Consider the following 18,587-nt stretch of genomic DNA (forward strand, 5'->3'; position numbering starts at 1 on the left):
ACGGACATTTCTGCAGCGACCCCCAGGGTGGCAGGCTTCGGCCAAAATCAGACCCTTTACTGAGAGATTTATGTGACATCTGGAGAAATGCATTGGTCAAAGACACCTCGCAATCCGGGCTGAGCGAGCTTTCCTCGGTCCGGTCCCTCTCAAAGGGGGCGTTGTCGGCGGCATTTCTCTTCTCGGTCTTCGCCAATCTTCTGATGCTGACCTCGCCGCTTTACATGTTGCAGATCTATGACCGCGTGCTGCTGTCGAGATCCGAGCCGACGCTGATCGCGCTGACGGTGCTGATGGTCTTCCTCTTCGCGGTGATGGGGCTTCTGGACCATGCCCGCGCGCGCATCCTGGCCAGGATAGGGGCGCGGTTCCAGGAGGCCCTGGACAAGCGGGTGCTGGCAGCCTCGTTTCGCAGGCTCTCGGTTGCGCCGATGGATACCGAGGCTCGCGCTGCCCAGTCGGATCTGGAGGCGATTGCGCGCTTCTGGGCCTCGCCGCTTCTGCAGGGCCTGCTGGATCTGCCCTGGACCCCGATCTTTATCGCCGCCCTGTTCATTTTTCATCCAGTGCTGGGCTGGTTTGCGGTTGGCGCGGCGATCCTGTTGCTCTTGCTGGCCTGGGCCAATCAGCGCGCCACCGATACCATCACCCAACAGGCCACGCTGGCCAGTTTCGCCGCCGACCGCCAGGCCGAGAACCTTAAATCCGAATCCGAACTGGTGCGGTCCCTCGGGATGAGCGGCAATGCCTTTACCCGCTGGTATCACCTGCGCAGCCGCGCGCTGATCCGGGGGATGGAGCTGGCGGATCGCTCGGGCGGCTATTCGGTTCTGACCAAAACGCTGCGGCTGTTCCTGCAATCGGCGATCCTTGGCCTTGGCGCCTGGCTCGTGCTGAAAAACGCGCTGTCGCCCGGGGCGATGATTGCGGCTTCGATCCTTTTGGGGCGGGCTTTGCAGCCGATCGAACATACCATCGGGCAATGGCCGATGCTGGCCAGAACGCGGGCGGCGCGCGACCGGCTGGGCAAGCTTTTATCCGAAGTGCCGCGCGAGGGGAGCCGCACCGCCTTGCCGCGTCCGACAGGGCGGATCGAGGTTTCGGGTCTTGCGGTTCTGCCGCCTGGTGATCCGCGTCCGGTTCTGCGGGGCGTGTCTTTCCGGGTCGATCCCGGTCAGGCCATCGGGGTGATTGGCCTTTCGGGCTCGGGGAAATCCTCACTGGCGAGGGCACTTTGCGGGGTCTGGCCGCCTGCAGCGGGGTCGCTCAGGCTCGATGGCGCGACGCTGGATCAGTATGATCCCGATGTGCTGGGGAGCTATATCGGCTATCTGCCGCAGCGGGTGACGCTGTTTGACGGCACCATTGCCGAGAATATCTCGCGGCTCGATGAGAATGCCGATCCCGCTGAGATCGTGGAAGCAGCGAAGAAAGCGGCGGTGCATGATCTGATCCTGCATCTGCCCAGGGGCTATGACACCCCGGTGACCAGCATGGGCGGCCAGTTGTCAGGTGGCCAGATCCAGCGCATTGGCCTCGCGCGGGCGTTTTACGGCAATCCGGTGATGCTGGTGCTGGATGAGCCGAATTCCAACCTCGACAATGACGGCTCGCTGGCGCTGAACCGGGCGATCCGGCAGGCGAAAACCGATGGCTGCGCGGTATTCATCATGGCGCACCGTCCGGCGGCGATCCAGGAATGTGACCTGCTGATGCTGATGAAAGACGGGATGGTGCAGAATTTCGGTCCGCGCGATCAGGTGCTGCGTGAGGCGGTGAAAAATGCCGGCGATATCACCCGTCCTGCGCAGGGGGCCCAGACCCCCGCCAGCCAGGGAGGCGTGCAATGAGCCGCTCTGCCCCCGGCAGCTTCCCCGGCCTGCGGCAATGGCCCATGCACCGCCCGCTGACCATCGGCTTCGCAGCCCTTATCGCGCTGATCGGCGGTTTCGGCGTCTGGGGCGCTATGGCAAGCCTTTCCGGCGCTATCGTCGCCAGGGGCCAGATCGAGGTCGAGCAGAACCGTCAGGTGATCCAGCACCCTGATGGCGGGGTTGTGGCCGCGATTGAGGTCACTGAGGGCAAGCGGGTCGAGGCCGGCGATATACTGATCCGGCTGGACGGAACGCTTTTGCACAGTGAATTGGCGATTGTTGAAGGCCAGCTTTCCGAGGTGATCTCACAACGGGTGCGGCTGGAGGCGGAGCGTGACAATATTGCGGTGCTGGACTTCCCCGAGTCGCTGCGGGAAGAGGCGAAGACCCGCCCTGAGATCCAGGGTCAGATCGACGGCCAGATCAGCCTCTTTGAGGCGCGCCTTGCGACTTCGGCGAAAGAGGCAGAGCAGCTGGGGCGGCAGATCGGCCAGATCGAGGCGCGGATCACCGGCATCGATGCACAATCCGAGGCGATCCGGATCCAGCTTGACCTGATCCGCCAGGAGCTGACCAGCCAGAAGAGCCTGCTGGATCGCGGGCTGACCCAGATGGCCTCGGTGCTTGCACTGCAGCGCGAAGAAGCACGGCTTCTGGGCCAGACCGGGGATCTGATTTCGACCCGCGCCCAGGCCGAAGAGCGTATCACCGAAATCAATGTGGTGATCGGCAGTATCGACATCCGCCGTCGTGAAGAGGCGACCGACCGGCTGCGCGAGATCGCTCCGATGGAGCTGGAACTGGCCGAACGGCGGCGTGCGCTGCGCGAACAGGTGGCCCGGCTTGATATCCGCACGCCGGTTTCCGGGATCGTGCTGGGGCTTGGCGTGACCACGCCGCGGGCGGTCATCAGGGCGGCAGATCCCCTGCTCTATATCGTGCCGCAGGATCGCCCGCTGGTGATCGCGGCTCAGGTCTCGCCGATTGATATTGACCAGATTCATGTCGGCCAGCCGGTGGAGCTGGTGTTCTCGGCCTTTTCTTCGCGCACCACGCCGCATCTGTTGGGCAAGGTGACGGTGGTATCGGCCGATGCTTTCAGCGACCAGACGACCCATGCCAGTTTCTACCGGGTCGAAATCGTGCCTGATGTCGGGGAAATGGACAAACTGGAAGATCTGCAGCTGATGCCCGGCATGCCGGTCGAAGCTTTTATCCAGACCGATCCTCGCACCCCGATCGGCTATCTGGTCAAACCCTTCATGGACTATTTCAATCGCGCATTCCGTGAGAGCTGAGCCGGAGTTTTACCAAAACTCCGGACCGGAGCCTGCACAGGCTCCGGCACGATTTCTTGTAAGAAATCGTTTCCGACGCGCCCGGCTTGTCGCCCGGGCGGCCTGCGGATAGGCTCGGCCGCGACATTGATCAGCGGAGAATCCCATGTCCATCGAAGCCCGCCTGAAAGAGCTTGGCGTCACCCTTCCTGACGCGCCTGCCCCGGTCGCGAATTACGTGGGCTTCGTCCAGACCGGAAATCTCGTCCATATTTCGGGCCAGATCAGCGCCGATGAAAACGGCCCGATCAAAGGCAAACTGGGCAGTGACCTCTCGGTCGAACAAGGTGCGGCTGCCGCGCGTCGCTGCGCGATTTCGCTCCTGTCGCAGGCAAAAGCGGCCTGTGGTGGCGATCTGAGCCGTATCACCCGGCTGGTGAAACTGACCGGTTTCGTCAATTCCACCGCCGATTTCACCGATCAGCCAAAGGTGATCAACGGTGCCTCGGATTTCATGGTTGATGTGCTGGGTGACAAAGGGCGCCATGCCCGGGCTGCGGTCTCTGCAAACTCGCTGCCGCTTGGCGTGGCGGTCGAGATCGACGCAATTTTCGAGATCGCCTGATCATGACACGGGTCCCTCTGCCGCCGTCATTGCTTTGCCTGCCGGTCGCGCATCGCGCCTTGCATGATCGCAGCAGGGGGATCATCGAAAACTCTCCCGCCGCCATAAGGGCGGCCATCCGCGCCGGCTATGCGATCGAGATCGACCTGCAGCTGTCACAGGACGGCGTGGCGATGGTGTTCCATGATGAGGACCTCGACCGTCTGACGCATGAGACCGGGCCGCTGAATGCACGCAACGCGGCTGATCTGGCCCGGATCACGTTGAAAGACAGCGAGGACAGGATCCCGACCCTTACTGAAGTGCTTGATCTTGTTGCGGGACAGGTGCCGCTCCTGATCGAGATCAAAGATCAGACCCTGACCATGTCTGCCACCGACGGGCGGCTTGAGGCCGAGACGGCGCGGTCGCTGGCTGATTACCGGGGCGATGTGGCGGTGATGTCCTTCAACCCGCATTCCATCGCCCATATGGCGCGGCTCGCGCCGGGGATCGCGCGGGGGATCACCACCTCGGCCTATGACACTGAGGACTGGGCGCCGCTGGACCCTGTCATTTGCGACCATCTGCGCGAGATCCCGGATTTCACCCGCACCGGTGCGTCCTTTATCAGCCATGAGGCCGCAGATCTGTCGCGCCCGCGCGTGGCAGAGCTGAAGGCGCAGGGCGCGGCGATCCTGTGCTGGACCATCCGGTCACCCGAGGCCGAGGCAAAGGCCCGTGAAATCGCGCAGAATATCACCTTCGAAGGGTATTCCGCGCCGCTTCCGGCTTGATCTGCCCCCTGGGTGACCCATCTAAACCAGACACCTGCTCCCCGCGCCGCAAACAGGATCGCGATGGCCGATATTACCCTCGCCGAAAGCCTGACCGAAATCCCTGCTGCCACCTGGGATGCGATTGCTGCGCCGGAACAGGCGGATGGCCGCCCCATCGACCCTTTCACCACGCATCGCTTTCTGATGGCGCTGGAGGCTTCGGGCTCGACCGGGGGGAAGACCGGCTGGCTGCCAAAGCCCTTGATTCTGTCTGATGCCGGGCGCCCGGCTGCACTTATGCCGCTCTGGCTCAAGACCCACAGCCAGGGGGAATACATCTTCGATCATGGCTGGGCCGAGGCCTATGAGCGCGCGGGCGGCCGCTATTACCCGAAGCTCCAGGCGGCGGTGCCCTTCACCCCGGTCAGCGGCCGACGGTTTCTTGGCCCCGACCAACACCGCGAGGCGCTGGCCGAAGCCGCCATTTCGATCACCGCCGGCAATCAGATTTCTTCGCTGCATGTCACCTTCTGCACGCCTGAAGAGGCGCAGGCGCTGAGCGGATTTCAGGGCCTTATTCCCCGCAAGAGCCAGCAATTCCATTGGTTTAATCGAGGCTATGCCACATTTGAAGACTTCCTGGCCGATCTGTCCTCGCGCAAGCGCAAGATGATCCGCAAGGAACGCGAGGCGGCGCGCGCCCATGGCCTTACCATTCGGGCGCTCAGCGGCGATCAGATCCTGCCCGAACACTGGAGCGCGTTCTGGGCCTTTTACCAGGATACCGGCGCGCGCAAATGGGGCCGCCCCTATCTGACCCGCGCCGCCTTTACCGCCTTTCACGACACGATGCGCGACGACATGTTGCTGGTCCTTGCCTTCGATGGCGCGACACCGGTGGCCGGCGCGCTGAATTTCATCGGGCGCGACGCGCTGTTCGGGCGCTATTGGGGCGCGCTCGCAGAGTATCCGGCGCTGCATTTCGAGCTCTGTTACTATCAGGCCATCGATTATGCCATTGCGCAGGGGCTGCAACGGGTCGAGGCCGGTGCTCAGGGCGAACACAAGCTTGCGCGGGGGTATCTGCCCCAGGAAACCTGGTCACTGCACTGGATCACCGATCCCGGGTTTCGTCGGGCGGTCGCCGATTTCACCAGCCGCGAATCGCTTGCGCTGGATGAAGAGATCGGGATCCTTACGGAATACGGCCCCTTCCGTCGCAGCACCGGGGACGAATAGCCTGCCATTGATCTTCAGTTTCAGGAGGGGCCCGTTGCCATGACCGCATTGCTTACGCAGCAAGAACGCCAGACGCTGCTTCCCGATCTGGATGCGACGGGCTGGAAGGCGGCGCCGGACAAGGATGCGATCCGCAAGATCTGGAAATTCCGCAGTTTTTCAGAGGCCTGGGGCTTCGTGACCCGCGTGGCGCTAGCGGCGGAACGTGCGAACCACCATCCCGACTGGTCGAACCGCTACAATATCGTCGATGTCACCCTGACGACCCATGACGTCAATGGCCTGAGCGCGCTGGATATCGACCTGGCGAAGCGGCTCGACCGGCTCGCCCCCGGCGCCACGATCATGGAAGACCATGGTACGCCGATTCTCTGCCTGTGTGAGGTGAGGGCGCAGGGCCGCTGAAGCCCGGGCCTTTCGATTTCCGCCCGATCTTCGCGAGGGCGGGCGGGTGCCCCTGAAAGGCACCCGCGTAAGGGATCAGACCTCTGCCAGCAGCGCTTCGCCGCCCGAGATCTCGCATTGGCCCGGCGAGGCCTCAAGATGCAGCACCTTCACCACGCCATCTTCGGCCAGCAGCGCGTAGCGTTTGGAACGCCCCAGCAGACCGGCGGGCGGCGCGTCGAATTCCAGACCGATCGCTTTGGTGAATGCCCCATCCGCATCACCAAGGAAGATCAGCCCCGCCTTGTCGGCTCCGGTCGATTTCGCCCAGGCATCCATCACGAAAGGATCATTGACCGAGACGCAGATGATCTCTGCCACGCCTTTGGCGGCGAATTTTTCGGCGGTGCGGATAAAGCTCGGCACATGCGCGGTGGTGCAGGTGCCGGTAAAGGCGCCGGGCAGACCGAAAATCACCACTTTGCGACCTTTGAGCTTCTCGCCCAGATCCACCGCTTCCGGCCCGTTCGCACCCAGTTTCAAGAGCTTCGCTTCGGGCAGTTTCGCCCCGACAGTGATTTGCGACATTACGTGTCTCCTCGCGCGTTGCGCCTGTTGCCCGGGAAGTTATAGGCTGTGTCGCGTAACATTCCAGAGGGGGCGGAATATGCGGGTGGTGATAGTTGGCGCGGGCCAGGCGGGTGCGGCGCTGGCGGCGAAATTGCGCAGCCTTGGCGCTGATGGTCCGATCACGATGATCGGCGACGAATCCGCGCCGCCCTATCAGCGCCCGCCGCTGTCGAAAGCCTATCTGATGGGCGAGATGGAGCAGGAGCGCCTCTGGCTGCGCGGCCCGGAATTCTGGCAGGAAAACAACATCAGGCTGCATCTCGGCGCGCCCGTGACCGCCATCGACCGCGCAGCGAAAACCGTGACGGTCGGGGCCGAAACTATCCCATATGACCAGCTGGCGCTGACCACCGGATCCAGCCCGCGCCGCCTGCCCGCTGCCATCGGCGGGGATCTGGACGGCGTCTTCACCGTGCGCAATCTGCGCGATGTCGACCGGATGCGCGCCGAATTCACCGCCGGCCGCAGCCTCGTCGTGATCGGCGGCGGCTATATCGGGCTCGAAGCGGCGGCGGTTGCCAAAAAACTGGGCCTCACCGTCACCCTGATTGAGGCAGCACCCCGCATTCTTGGCCGCGTCGCCGCCGCCGAGACCGCTGATTTTGTCCGCAAGACCCATAGCGGGCAGGGCGTTACGATCCTTGAGGAAACCGCACTTGACCGCATTCTTGGGGACAGGGCGGTCACCGGCGTCCTGTTGAAAGACGGGCGCGAGATCGCAGCCGATTTCGTTGTGGTGGGGGTGGGCGTCTCGCCCGGGGCCGAGCTGGCCGAGGCCAGCGGCATCGCGCTGGACAACGGTATCGCAACCGATGAATTCGGTCGCACTTCGGACCCGGCGATCTGGGCTGCGGGTGATTGTGCCTCCTTTCCCTGGAGAGGCGGCAGGATCCGGCTGGAATCGGTCGGGAATGCCATTGATCAGGGCGAAATCGTCGCGGAAAACATGCTCGGCGCCGCAAAGGCCTATCAGGCAAAACCCTGGTTCTGGTCGGACCAATATGATCTGAAACTGCAGATTGCCGGGCTGAACATCGGCTATGACCGGGTGATCACCCGCGAGATCGGCGGCATCTCGCATTGGTATTACCGCGGCGATGACCTGCTCGCGGTCGATGCCATGAGCGATGCGCGCGCCTATATGGTCGGCAAGCGGCTGATCGAATCGGGCAAATCGCCGGCGCCGGAGGTGATCACCACCGCACCCGATCTGAAGGCCTTGCTGAAATAATGCGCATCATCGGAGGCGCGCGGCGCGGGTTGCAACTTACGGATATCGGGCAGGGGGATGTTGAGGCGCATCTGCGCCCCACCTCCGACCGTGTCCGCGAGGCGATTTTCAACCTGCTGCTGAATGGCGGCTACGGCAATCCGGTCCAGGGCGCGCGGGTTCTTGACCTTTTCGCGGGCACTGGCGCGCTCGGGCTTGAGGCATTGTCACGCGGCGCGGCGCAGGTCGCCTTTGTCGATGACGGCGCGGCGTCCCGCGCGCTTTTGCGCAAGAATATCGAAAAGATGCAGGCGATGGGCGTCACCGATGTCTGGCGCCGCGATGCGACAAAGCTCGGCGCCAATCGCGGCCCCGGCTATGGTCTTGTCTTCCTCGATCCGCCCTATGGCAAAGCGCTTGGCGAGGCCGCGCTCGCCTCGGCGCTGGAGGGCGCGTGGCTGACCCCGGGCGCGATCATCGTCTGGGAGGAAGGCACCGCCCCCGCCCCGCCCGGGGCATTCGGGCTGCTCGACCAGCGCCGCTATGGCGATACCTGGATTACACTGCTGCGTGCCCCCGGAGTGGCCTGAGCGTTACCGCTATCACACAATCCCGATCTGATCTCGCGCGGGCGCTGTTCGCACGGGGTCATGGGTGATAGCGCCGGGCAGAGATTGCCGCCCCCGCCAGAACCGGAGCACGACATGACCCCTCCCGCTGCTGTACTCTTCGATTGTGACGGCGTGATCGTTGACAGCGAAGGCCCGACTTTCGAGCTGATGCTGGCCGAGTTTGCCAGCTGCGGCTTTCATCTGACACTGGAAGAGCTCGAGCGCGATTATATCGGCGGTACCGTCGAGGATGTCGCAAGCCGCGCCCGTGCCAATGGCGCCGTTCTGCCCGACAGCTGGGTCGCCGATCTCTATGCCAATATGTATGCCATGCTCGAAGCAGGGGTGCCGCTGATCCCGGATATTATCCAGGTTTTCGACCGGCTGGATGCGGCGGGCATACCCTATGCGGTCGGCTCTAATGGATCACCCGAAAAGATGCAGATCACCCTGGGCGCGCGAGGTCTTATCCCGCGCTTTCGCACCGTGCTGTCGGGCCAGGCCATCGGCAAACCAAAACCGCTGCCCGATCTCTACCTCGCCTGTGCAAAAGCCTGCGGCGTGGCGCCAGAGGCCTGTGTTGTGATCGAAGACAGCCCGGCCGGCGCCCGCGCCGCCATCGCCGCAGGCATCCCCTGTCTCGGCTTTGCCGCCCATGGCGAAGACACGCCCCCCGCCAGAGGGCTCAAAGCCCTGAACGTGCCGCTCTTCCACTCCATGAAAGACCTGCCCGGCCTTCTCGGGCTTTAACCCCCGGCTTCCCCCTGTCCGAAATGGTCCGGCAGTGTGGGGGCTGCGCCCCGACCCGTTACTGCGCCCGCAAATCGCGCAGCACATCCGGGCTGGCATAGCCATCCGCGACCATCCCGCCTGCCTTTTGCCAGGCCTTGACCGCGGCCACGGTCTTTGGCCCGATCCGTCCGTCAACACCGCCCGCGTCATAGCCGGCAGCAGTCAAAAGCTGCTGGACCTCTTTGCGCTCGTCCAGTGTCAGCGCCTTCCAGTGACGTGGCCAGGTGGTCGCAATGGGCGGGCCGCCCGCGATCCGGTCCGCCAGATGGCCAATCGCGATCACATAGGCATCGGCCGGGTTGTAGCTTTCGATCGCCTGGAAATTCGGCCAGATCGCGAAAGCCGCGCCCCTGGCTCCGGCAGGCACCAGGATTGACACCCGCGCGCCCTCTGGCCAGGGCCCCGCCACCGGCTTCACCCCAAGCGCCGCCCAGTCCGCTGCCGGCTTCACCACCCGCTCTGAGGTCAGGTCGTAATCGAACCCCTCGGGCAGCTGCACCTCCATCCCCCAGGGGACGCCCGTCGCCCAGCCATGCCGGCTGAGGTAATACGCCGCCGAGGCCAGGGCGTCGGCGGGATCATCCGACCACAGGTTCCGGCGCCCGTCGCCATCGAAATCCACCGCATAATCGCGCCAGGAGGTCGGCATGAACTGGGTATGCCCCATCGCGCCCGCCCAGCTGCCCTGCATATCGGGGCGGGAGACCTCGCCCGCCTCAAGGATCTTCAGCGCCTCAATCAGCTGCGCGCCGAAAAACGCCTCGCGCCGCCCGTCATAGGTCAGCGTCGCCAGCGCCGAGATGGTGTCGGTCTTGCCGCGAAAGGTGCCGTAAGAGGTCTCAAGCCCCCAGACCGCCAGCACAATCTCTTTGCGCACGCCGTATTTCGCTTCGATCCGGGCCAGCAGTTCCGCATGTTTCTCAGCCGCCGCCCGGCCCATCGCCACCCGCTCGTCGGAAACGGCGATGTCGAGATAATCCCAGATCGTGCGGGTGAATTCATTCTGGTTGCGGTCGCGGCGCAGGACATCGGGCAGGAACTCCGCCTCGCGCATTTCGCGGTCCCAGACCGCCGCCGGAACACCGGCCTCCAGCGCCTTGCCGCGATAGGCGCCAATCCAGGCGCGGAACCCCGCGGCACTTTCGCTTTCGCGCCCCACGGTTATGCTGCCCTCCGTGTCTTCGATGGTCTGGGCGTGAACCGCCGGCCCCATGGCGGGAGGCGCCAGCATCAGCGCCGACGCAAGGGCGAGCCGTTTCATTTCCGCCGCCTTACCACCCGACGCTTTGCCGCCTCGGCCGCCCGCGCCTTGCCAAGCGCGCGTTTCGGCGCGCGGCCCCGGCCCTTCGCGGCACGCCCCGAAGGCAAAGCGCGGTCTTCCAGTTCGACAAGTTCAAGGATCAGCCCGCCGGTCACCGGCACGGCCTCGGCCAGGCGCACTTTGACCTTCTGGCCGATGCCGATGGTCAGGCCGGTATCGGCCCCCATCAGGGTCTGGCTTTCGGGGTCGAAATGGAAGAATTCGCGCCCGACTTCGCGGATCGGAACCAGCCCGTCGGCACCGGTCTCGTCAAGCTTCACGAAAAGCCCGAAACGCTGCACCCCGGCGACGCGGCCGGTAAAGACTGCGCCGACCCGGTCCGACAGATAGGCGGCCAGATAGCGGTCGACCGTGTCTCGCTCGGCCGCCATCGAGCGGCGCTCGGCATCCGAGATCAGCTTGCCGGTCTCGCCGAGGTTCTCCATGTCGAAATCCGACAGGCCATCGGGTCCGAGGCCCAGCCCCCGGATCAGCGCGCGATGCACGATCAGGTCGGCATAGCGGCGGATGGGCGAGGTGAAATGCGCATAATTCTTCAGCGCCAGCCCGAAATGGCCGAAATTCTCGGGCGCGTAATAGGCCTGGGTCATCGAGCGCAGGGTCGAGATATTGATCAGCTCGTCAAACTCCGAGCCTTCGGCCTGTTTCAACAGCTGGTTCAGATGCGAGGTTTTCAGCACCTGGCCCTTGGCCAGCGTAAAGCCGGAGCTTTCCGCCACTTCGCGAAGGCTTTCCAGCTTGTCGGGCGAGGGTTCCTCATGAACGCGGTATAGCAAAGGCTGCTTCACCCGCTGCAATTCCTCGGCGGCGGCGACATTCGCCATCACCATGCATTCTTCTATCAGCTTATGCGCGTCGAGCCGGTCCTTGAAATCGACCGACAGAACCTTGCCCTCGTCTGACAGAACGATCTGGCGTTCGGGCAGATCCAGATCCAGCGGCTGGCGCAAGGCCCGCCCGCGTTTCAGCGCGTCATAGCAGGCGTAAAGCACTTTGAGCTGCGGCAAAAGCGCCCCGGTCGCGGCATCGGGCTGGCCGTCGATTGCGCGCTGAACCTGGCCATATTCCAGGCTGCCCTTTGACCGCATCACGCCCCGCGTAAAGCGATGCGCGATCTTTTGCCCCGAGGAATTGACCCGCATTCTGACCGCCATACAGGGGCGGTCGACATGTTCGTGCAACGAACACAGATCGCCCGACAACGTATCGGGCAGCATCGGCACCACGCGGTCGGGGAAATAGGTCGAATTGCCCCTGCGCCGCGCCTCACGGTCGAGGGCTGAGCCCGGGCGGACATAATTCGCCACATCGGCAATCGCGACCCAAAGGACAAAGCCGTCCGGATTGCCCGGCTCGTCATCAACCAGCGCCAGCACCGCATCATCACGGTCGCGCGCGTCCTGGGGGTCGATGGTGACAAGGTCAAGATCCCGCAGATCTTCGCGATGCGCCATGGTAAAGGGCGGCGCGTTATCGGCCTCTTCCACTGCCTTGTCGGGGAACTGATCAGGAATGCCGTGCTGATGGATCGCGATCAGCGACACCGCGCGCGGCCCCGCCGGATCGCCCAGCCGCGCCAGGATCTTCGCCTGCGGCAGACCCATGCGGCGTGGGCCTGTGGCCTCGCCCTCGACCAGTTCGCCATCTTTCGCGCCCATATCGCCATCGGGCAGGACCCGCCATTCCTTGTCCTGGCCCTTGTCGATTGGCACGATCCGCCCGCCTTCGGATCCTTTGCGGAACACGCCCAGCACCTTCAGCGGGTTCGACCCGATCCGCCGGATCAGCCGCGCCTCCCAGACGTAATCGTCCAGATCGACCTTCGCGAGCCGGGCCAAAATCCGGTCGCCGGCGCCCAGAGTGGGATCGCCCTTTTTCGCGATGATCAGGATACGGCCGGTATCGGGATCGATGCCTTCCTCCATCGCTTCGGCGAAAAGATCGCCTGCCGCATCGGGGGGCAGCACTTTCAGCAGCGCGACCGGCGGCAGCTCGCCTTTCGGCAGGAAGCGGCGCGCGCGTTTCGCGAGATCCCCCTCGGCCTCCATCTCGCGCAACAGGCGTTTCAGCTCGTTGCGCTCATCGGCCTTCACGCCGAAAGCTTTCGCGATGTCGCGTTTCGACGACAGGCCGGGATTATCGGTGATCCATTGACGGATCTGCTCTTTGGACGGGATCTGGCTCATGTCTCAGACCTAGCACGCGCCTTGCCAGCCGGGAAGCGGATGCTTGACAGGCTGCGCCTTCCTGCGCTTATGCGGGCCAGTCCGCAGCCCCCCCGCTGCTGCGGCCCCCGCCGCAGGAGGTCGATATGGCGCCGAAAAAGCCTCAGGAAAAGACACCGGAAGAGCTGTTTCTGCAGCCGCTGGCGCGTCTTGCGGGTGAGGATCCGGAGATAGAGGCGCTGGTCTTCTGGGGCGATGCCGATGGCTGGCCGGCGCTGCCCTCCGAGGCGCTGGAAAGCGAAGAGATCACCTTCTGGGCCGAAGGGCTGATCCCCGAGGGCTTTCACCTAGAATGGCGGGTGATTGCCGGGCCGGATGGCACCAGCCCGGATCACATCCGCCTTTACGCCTGGGAAACAGGCGAGGCACCGCCCGAAGGCGACGCACCGGTCCTTGCCCGGGCCAGCTGGCCCGCATAGGGCTCAACTGCGGCGCGGATGTCCGCCGACAAAGACGTAATAGGTCTTGCCGCGCGCCACCGTGATCTCAAGCCCCATCTCAGTGATATTGGGGTTGAGCAGATTGACCAGATGCGACGGCGAATTCAGCCAGAGCCGTGCAGGCGTCGCCGAATTGGGCGCGGAACTGCTGGTCGCGAGGTTCTCGGTCGCGGTCTTCAGCCCGTAGCCCGCCCGTTTCAGCCGCGTCTTCAGCGACGAGCCGTTCGAGCCGCTATGGCTCATGAAGGCATTCACCGCCATGTCACAGGCGTGCCCCCTGGCGGCACGGTCAAGGGTTCCGTTGAGGCGCAGCGGCCCAAGCCCCCGTTCCGCGCGCAGCCCATTGACCCAATGCGCGAATTCCTGGCGGATTTGCTGCCGCTCTGACGCGGCCGTGCAGGCGAGCACGGGAAAGGACAGCGCAAGAAAGGCGGCCGTCAGAGACGGCAACAAAGAAAGGTTCATAGCAGCAGCATCCACGTTCCAGAGAAACATCAGACTGGATCAGCCCCCGCTGATCCGCTTTTGTCATCTATGGCAAAGATCGCTGAACTAAGGCGATACAAAGAAAAAAACCGGGCGCGGGGCCCGGTTTTTCGCTCGATTCAAGCCAATTGCTGCGCGGATTGCGGCTCAGCGACGGCCTGGCTCGTCATCTTCGTCCTCATCCTTGTCGCCCGAGGGCAGCGAGAAGAAGCTGTCGGCATCCGAGAAGTCCTTCTCTTCCGCCTCGTCCTCTTCGACGGGCTGCTCCTCGCCAAAGACCTCGAGCCCGGTAAGGGCGGTCTCGACCCGCGCCACCGGCTCCATGCCGAGGCTCTGCTCGGTCGAAACCAGTTTGCGACGCTCGTCATCCGACATCACGCCGCCCTCGGCTGCCTTGCGGCGGACGGCCTGCTGCACCGCGGCGTCCAACTCGGACTGGCGGCACAGACCAAGCGCGACCGGGTCAACCGGGGTGATATGCTGGATGTTCCAATGGGTGCGTTCGCGGATCGACTGGATCGTCGGCTTGGTGGTGCCAACGAGCTTGCCAATGGCGCCATCCGAGAGTTCCGGGTGGAACTTGACCAGCCAGAGGATCGCCGCCGGACGGTCCTGGCGTTTCGAGAGCGGGGTATAGCGCGGGCCACGGCGCTTTTCCTCGCCCAGAGCGGCGGCGTTGAACTTGAGCTTGAGCTTGTAAAGCGGATCTTTCTCGCCACGGTCGATCTCGACCTGTTCAAGCTGGTTATTGGCGATCGGGTCAAACCCTTTGACGCCACCACCGACATCACCATCGGCAATGCCCTGGACCTCAAGCTCATGCATGCCGCAGAAATCGGCGATCTGTCTGAAGGTCAGGGTCGTGTTGTCCACCAGCCAGACGGCGGTCGCGCGGGCCATAATCGGCTTCGACATAGGACTTCCTTTCAGCTGCTGCCCTGTTTGCAGGGCTGGCCTTTACAAATCTCTCCCGCGCCGGGAAAACGGCTGTGAACCTTTGGTTCACGTTCTCCGATGTCGGGGAATTACCCTGCCATATAGTGCGATTCCTGCGAGAGGGAAAGTAAAATTGCTGCGGATCCTGTCGCTCGTTGCCTTGTGCCTGCTGGCTGTCTCTCCGGCGAAAGCCGAGGGCGAGAGGGCGGGCGATTTCGACTATTACGTCATGGCGCTGTCCTGGTCCTCTGGCTGGTGTGAGGCCGAAGGCGATGCGCGCCGCGATCCGCAATGCGATATCGGGCGTGGATTGACCTTTGTGCTGCATGGGCTCTGGCCGCAAAAGGAAAAGGGCTGGCCATCTTATTGCCGCACGGTGGAGCGTGATCCGACCCGGGCGGAATCTGCGTCTATGGCGGATGTGATGGGCGGTGCGGGCTATGCCTTCTACCAGTGGAAAAAGCACGGACGCTGTTCGGGACTCGCGCCGCGCGATTACTATGCAAAGGCGCGGGCGGCTTATGAAAAAGTCAAAATCCCGCCGGTCTTTGCGCGCATGTCAAAGACACTGAAAGTGCCGGCCGAGGTGATCGAGGGCGCCTTTCTTGAGTCAAATCCGGGGCTGAAACCCGATCAGGTCACCGTCATCTGCCAGGGCGGTGCCATCCGCGAGGTTCGGATCTGCCTGACCAAAGACCTCGCGCCGCGCCGCTGCGGCGAGGACGCGATCCGTGACTGCCGGCTGAAAGACGCGGTGCTCGACGCGGTGCGCTGAAAGGCGTGATCCGGACGCCCCCGGCGAGAGTGTTTAAGTCAGGAGGAAGCCGCATTCTCCTGATCGAAATAGTCCCGCCGAAGGCGCAGGGTTCAGCCCGCGCCCGGATCAGGAATTCTCGACCTTCATCACGATCTTCCCGATATGGCCGGGGGATTCGATCCGCTCATGCGCCTTTGCGGCGTCGCTAAGCGTGAATTCGCTGTCGAGCACCACTTTCAGCGCCCCCCGGGCGATCATCGGCCAGACCTCGCGTTCCAGATCGCGCGCGATCCGGGCCTTGGCGATGTCGCTTTGCGGGCGAAGGGTCGAGCCGGTGATGGTCAGGCGGCGCATCATCACCTCGGCGAAGTTCACCTCGGCTTTGGCGCCTTGCAGGAAGGCGATCTGCACGATGCGGCCATCATCGGCGAGGGCTTTGATATTCCTTGGGATATAGCTGCCGCCGATCATGTCGAGGATCACATCGGCCCCGCCGATCTTGCGCATTTCCGTCACGAAATCGCGGGTGCGGTAGTTGAAGGCAGCCTCGGCGCCGAGATCGAGACAGACCTGGGCTTTCTCATCACTGCCCGCGGTTGCGAATACCCTCGCTCCAAGCGCGCTGGCAATCTGGATCGCGGTGGTGCCAATCCCCGAAGTGCCGCCATGGACAAGGAATTTCTCGCCCGGCCTGAGCCCGCCGCGCATGACGATATTCGACCAGACGGTGAAGCAGGTCTCGGGCAGGCAGGCGGCCATTTTCATCGACATGCCGGCTGGCACCGGCAGGGCATGGGTCTCGTGGCACAGCGCATATTCTGCGTAGCCACCGCCCGGGAGCAGCGCGCAGACCGTCTCGCCGATCTTCCAGCGCGAGACGCCGGGGCCGGTTTCAACCACCGTGCCCGAACATTCCAGCCCGGGCAGCGGCGAGGCATTCGCGGGCGGCGCATAGGCGCCGGCGCGTTGCAGCGCATCGGGGCGGTTTACCCCGGCATAGGCCACCCGGATCACGATCTGGCCATGGCCCGGCACCGGCACCGGCAGAGTACAGGGTTGCAGCACATCCGGGCCGCCGGGGGCGACGATCTCGATGGCCTGCATGGAATCAGAGAGTTTGTCGGAAAGGGGCATGGGCTTGCTTTGTCTTTGCGGGCAGGGATGCTGGGGGCGGATCAGAACGGGCGGGGACCTTTGCCGCCCTTTGCCTCCTGGCCCGGCAGATCATCGGGCAGGACGGGAGGGCGGATCCGGCCGAGGAATTTCAGCGGTCCCCCCATCAGTGCCTTGCCGATCGGGTTGCTGGCAAGGGCTGCTTTCGCTTTCTCGAACTGCATCACATTTTCGATGCGGCGGTCGAGGAAGTCGCGCGTTGCCTGAAGGCCGGTGCTGTCATCGCCCAGCCAGAACAGAACCGTCGCCGCATAGACCGCCGAGAGGCTGAGGCGTTTCGTGTACCAGTTCAGATCATCCGATGTATCGCCAAGCGCGGTCCAGATCGCATCCGCCGTGCCCCAGATCGCGCGGCTTCCCTCCGCACTGTATTGGGGCAGCGCGAAAAGGGTGGTGCCCCGCCGGACCGCCTCGCGATCCGCGATCTCCAGCCGCAGGAGCACCGCCCGCGCCACCCGGTCGCGAAACCTCAGCGCGGCCAGATCCTCTTCGGCAAGGATCCGCGCCATCTCGCGGTCGCCCCGCATATGCCAGGCCAGTGCCAGATCGACCCCGCCGCGCGGGAAGAGCGCGGCCGCAAGGCCCGGCGCCACGCCCGAATCAGCCGCCGCCGCCTTCAGCGTGGTCTCGGACCAGCCATCGAACGCCACATGCGCCAGGGCCGCATCCAGCAGTTTTTCCCTTGCAATCGCCGCTTCCATCATCGTCTCCGCAGGTCGAAAGGTGGACAGGAGCCCCTGCATCTGTTATGCGCGCCGGGCCTGCACAAATATGTGCAACTCTAGCTTAGGAAGGTGGTGACAACCACATGCAGGTCAGCGTCCGCGACAATAACGTCGAACAGGCACTCCGTGCTCTGAAAAAGAAGCTGCAGCGCGAAGGCGTTTTCCGTGAAATGAAGCTTAAGCAACATTTCGAGAAACCGTCGGTTAAGAAAGCTCGCGAGCAAGCCGAAGCGATCCGCCGTGCGCGTAAACTCGCGCGCAAGAAAGCGCAACGCGAAGGCGCACTCTGAGTTTTACCGCGAGGTAGCTTTGAGGCGTTTCCCGATCTGGTCCTTCCGGTTTTCCAGAGGATCAGACAGGGACGTGAACACTGGGGCCGTTCGGTCCTTACAAGGTCAACCCCCGCCCTCGTGGTTGGGGGTTTTCCTTTTTCGGGTCTCTGAAAGGCCAGGTCCCAGAGCTGTTGTCCTCCAGGGGATCACGAAACCCGCCGCCGAAATACAGAAGAGACCGTTGTTTCCGGCGACGTTCAGCAAATCCATGATCGTGTCGCCGCCCGCGTCGGGCAGGACAGAAGCTTTTTCGCCGGGCTGACGTGCAAAAGCCACGGGTCACAACCGCCCCGCGCCATCGAAAACGGCCCGCGAGAGGCGGGCCGTTCTGTCAGATCAGGCTTTCGATTTCAGCTCGACCAGGATCGCCTGAAGCAGCTCTGCCTCGGTGGGCGCGGCCGGCGCATCCGGGGCCGCTTCTTCTTTCTTCTTGCCAAGTTGCGAGACGCGGTTGATGCCTTTGACCAGCAGGAAGACCACCCAGGCGATGATCAGGAACTTGATCACGGCATTGATGAAGCTGCCGATTTTGAACTGCGCTTCGCCGAGCCCGAAGCTGACATTCGAAAAGTCGATGCCGCCGACGATCAGACCGATCAGCGGATTGACGAGGTCATCGACCAGCGAGGTGACGATGGCGGTGAAGGCTGCGCCGATGATGATACCGACGGCCATGTCGATGACATTGCCGCGCGAGATAAAGGCCTTGAACTCATTGAGCATCTGACTGTCCCTTGTTTCCTCCGGCTCTTGCGCCGGTCCGCTTCTCTGCGCTTCACGCACAGTTACCGC

General features: G+C 63.7%; 20 protein-coding genes. 12 read left to right on the forward strand and 8 right to left on the reverse strand.

The genetic code is table 11. From position 1 onward, the window contains the following. Positions 1-92: 92 nt before the first annotated feature. The 6 genes from AC4FS3_RS02710 to AC4FS3_RS02735 all read left to right on the forward strand — a co-directional run bounded on the left by AC4FS3_RS02710 (position 93) and on the right by AC4FS3_RS02735 (position 6,178). Positions 93-1,850, forward strand: a complete 1,758-nt coding sequence (locus AC4FS3_RS02710; protein WP_491019252.1) for a type I secretion system permease/ATPase — start codon at positions 93-95, stop codon at positions 1,848-1,850. Next, positions 1,847-3,172 (forward strand): HlyD family type I secretion periplasmic adaptor subunit, encoded by a 1,326-nt coding sequence (locus AC4FS3_RS02715; RefSeq protein WP_491019253.1) that lies wholly within the window; start codon positions 1,847-1,849, stop codon positions 3,170-3,172. The genes AC4FS3_RS02710 and AC4FS3_RS02715 overlap by 4 nt, the downstream gene beginning before the upstream one ends. Positions 3,173-3,317: 145 nt before the next feature. After that, entirely contained in the window at positions 3,318-3,776 is a 459-nt protein-coding gene (locus tag AC4FS3_RS02720) for a RidA family protein (protein ID WP_283176427.1), read from the forward strand. A 2-nt stretch (positions 3,777-3,778) separates the two neighbouring features. Continuing rightward, the gene (locus tag AC4FS3_RS02725) at positions 3,779-4,552 is read left to right on the forward strand and encodes a glycerophosphodiester phosphodiesterase family protein (protein WP_491019254.1); all 774 of its coding nucleotides are present in this window, start codon (positions 3,779-3,781) and stop codon (positions 4,550-4,552) included. Between the two features lie 63 nt (positions 4,553-4,615). Then, a complete protein-coding gene (locus AC4FS3_RS02730; RefSeq protein WP_491019255.1) occupies positions 4,616-5,773 on the forward strand; it encodes a GNAT family N-acetyltransferase in 1,158 nt (385 codons plus the stop codon). A 39-nt stretch (positions 5,774-5,812) separates the two neighbouring features. Then, entirely contained in the window at positions 5,813-6,178 is a 366-nt protein-coding gene (locus tag AC4FS3_RS02735) for a 4a-hydroxytetrahydrobiopterin dehydratase (protein ID WP_491019256.1), read from the forward strand. Between the two features lie 75 nt (positions 6,179-6,253). Here the strand turns inward: AC4FS3_RS02735 and AC4FS3_RS02740 are convergent, their stop codons facing one another. Then, entirely contained in the window at positions 6,254-6,745 is a 492-nt protein-coding gene (locus AC4FS3_RS02740; protein ID WP_491019257.1) for a peroxiredoxin, read from the reverse strand. Between the two features lie 79 nt (positions 6,746-6,824). Between AC4FS3_RS02740 and AC4FS3_RS02745 the strand changes: the two genes are divergently transcribed. The 3 genes from AC4FS3_RS02745 to AC4FS3_RS02755 all read left to right on the forward strand — a co-directional run bounded on the left by AC4FS3_RS02745 (position 6,825) and on the right by AC4FS3_RS02755 (position 9,358). After that, on the forward strand, positions 6,825-8,018 hold the full coding sequence (locus tag AC4FS3_RS02745) for an NAD(P)/FAD-dependent oxidoreductase (protein ID WP_283176424.1): 1,194 nt from the start codon (positions 6,825-6,827) through the stop codon (positions 8,016-8,018). Next, positions 8,018-8,587 carry a 16S rRNA (guanine(966)-N(2))-methyltransferase RsmD gene (gene rsmD, locus AC4FS3_RS02750; RefSeq protein WP_491019258.1) on the forward strand — a complete coding sequence of 190 codons (570 nt, stop codon included), beginning with the start codon at positions 8,018-8,020 and terminating at the stop codon, positions 8,585-8,587. The genes AC4FS3_RS02745 and rsmD overlap by 1 nt, the downstream gene beginning before the upstream one ends. A 114-nt stretch (positions 8,588-8,701) precedes the next feature. Continuing rightward, positions 8,702-9,358 carry an HAD family hydrolase gene (locus AC4FS3_RS02755; RefSeq protein ID WP_491019259.1) on the forward strand — a complete coding sequence of 219 codons (657 nt, stop codon included), beginning with the start codon at positions 8,702-8,704 and terminating at the stop codon, positions 9,356-9,358. Positions 9,359-9,416: 58 nt separating this feature from the next. Here the strand turns inward: AC4FS3_RS02755 and AC4FS3_RS02760 are convergent, their stop codons facing one another. Together AC4FS3_RS02760 and rnr are read right to left on the reverse strand one after the other, a co-directional pair. Beyond that, positions 9,417-10,661 carry a lytic murein transglycosylase gene (locus AC4FS3_RS02760; RefSeq protein WP_491019260.1) on the reverse strand — a complete coding sequence of 415 codons (1,245 nt, stop codon included), beginning with the start codon at positions 10,659-10,661 and terminating at the stop codon, positions 9,417-9,419. Further along, the gene (gene rnr, locus AC4FS3_RS02765; protein ID WP_491019261.1) at positions 10,658-12,907 is read right to left on the reverse strand and encodes a ribonuclease R; all 2,250 of its coding nucleotides are present in this window, start codon (positions 12,905-12,907) and stop codon (positions 10,658-10,660) included. Before rnr ends, AC4FS3_RS02760 begins: the two co-directional genes overlap by 4 nt. A gap of 125 nt (positions 12,908-13,032) precedes the next feature. Here rnr and AC4FS3_RS02770 point away from each other — a divergent pair, with 125 nt between their 5' ends. Beyond that, positions 13,033-13,365 carry a hypothetical protein gene (locus tag AC4FS3_RS02770; protein ID WP_491019262.1) on the forward strand — a complete coding sequence of 111 codons (333 nt, stop codon included), beginning with the start codon at positions 13,033-13,035 and terminating at the stop codon, positions 13,363-13,365. 3 nt (positions 13,366-13,368) lie between these two features. Here the strand turns inward: AC4FS3_RS02770 and AC4FS3_RS02775 are convergent, their stop codons facing one another. Both AC4FS3_RS02775 and AC4FS3_RS02780 read right to left on the reverse strand, forming a co-directional pair. Next, complete coding sequence (locus AC4FS3_RS02775) at positions 13,369-13,851, reverse strand: CAP domain-containing protein (RefSeq protein ID WP_491019263.1); 483 nt, start codon at positions 13,849-13,851, stop codon at positions 13,369-13,371. 168 nt (positions 13,852-14,019) lie between these two features. Continuing rightward, on the reverse strand, positions 14,020-14,787 hold the full coding sequence (locus AC4FS3_RS02780) for a DUF1013 domain-containing protein (RefSeq protein ID WP_283176419.1): 768 nt from the start codon (positions 14,785-14,787) through the stop codon (positions 14,020-14,022). A 154-nt stretch (positions 14,788-14,941) separates the two neighbouring features. Here AC4FS3_RS02780 and AC4FS3_RS02785 point away from each other — a divergent pair, with 154 nt between their 5' ends. After that, positions 14,942-15,583, forward strand: a complete 642-nt coding sequence (locus AC4FS3_RS02785; RefSeq protein ID WP_491019264.1) for a ribonuclease T2 family protein — start codon at positions 14,942-14,944, stop codon at positions 15,581-15,583. A gap of 108 nt (positions 15,584-15,691) precedes the next feature. On the opposite strand, the gene AC4FS3_RS02790 is transcribed toward AC4FS3_RS02785, so the two are convergent. Continuing rightward, positions 15,692-16,699, reverse strand: coding sequence for an NAD(P)H-quinone oxidoreductase (locus AC4FS3_RS02790; RefSeq protein ID WP_491019265.1), 1,008 nt, complete (start codon positions 16,697-16,699; stop codon positions 15,692-15,694). Between the two features lie 41 nt (positions 16,700-16,740). Then, positions 16,741-17,439: a COQ9 family protein gene (locus AC4FS3_RS02795; RefSeq protein ID WP_491019266.1), complete on the reverse strand. Its 699-nt coding sequence runs from the start codon at positions 17,437-17,439 to the stop codon at positions 16,741-16,743. A gap of 107 nt (positions 17,440-17,546) precedes the next feature. Between AC4FS3_RS02795 and rpsU the strand changes: the two genes are divergently transcribed. Then, a complete protein-coding gene (gene rpsU, locus AC4FS3_RS02800; RefSeq protein WP_082400860.1) occupies positions 17,547-17,753 on the forward strand; it encodes a 30S ribosomal protein S21 in 207 nt (68 codons plus the stop codon). Between the two features lie 378 nt (positions 17,754-18,131). Here rpsU and mscL read toward each other — a convergent pair whose 3' ends face one another. After that, positions 18,132-18,518, reverse strand: a complete 387-nt coding sequence (mscL, locus tag AC4FS3_RS02805) for a large conductance mechanosensitive channel protein MscL (protein WP_092899989.1) — start codon at positions 18,516-18,518, stop codon at positions 18,132-18,134. Positions 18,519-18,587 lie beyond the last annotated feature (69 nt).

It is taken from the genome of Pseudogemmobacter sp. TB195, from assembly GCF_058313095.1.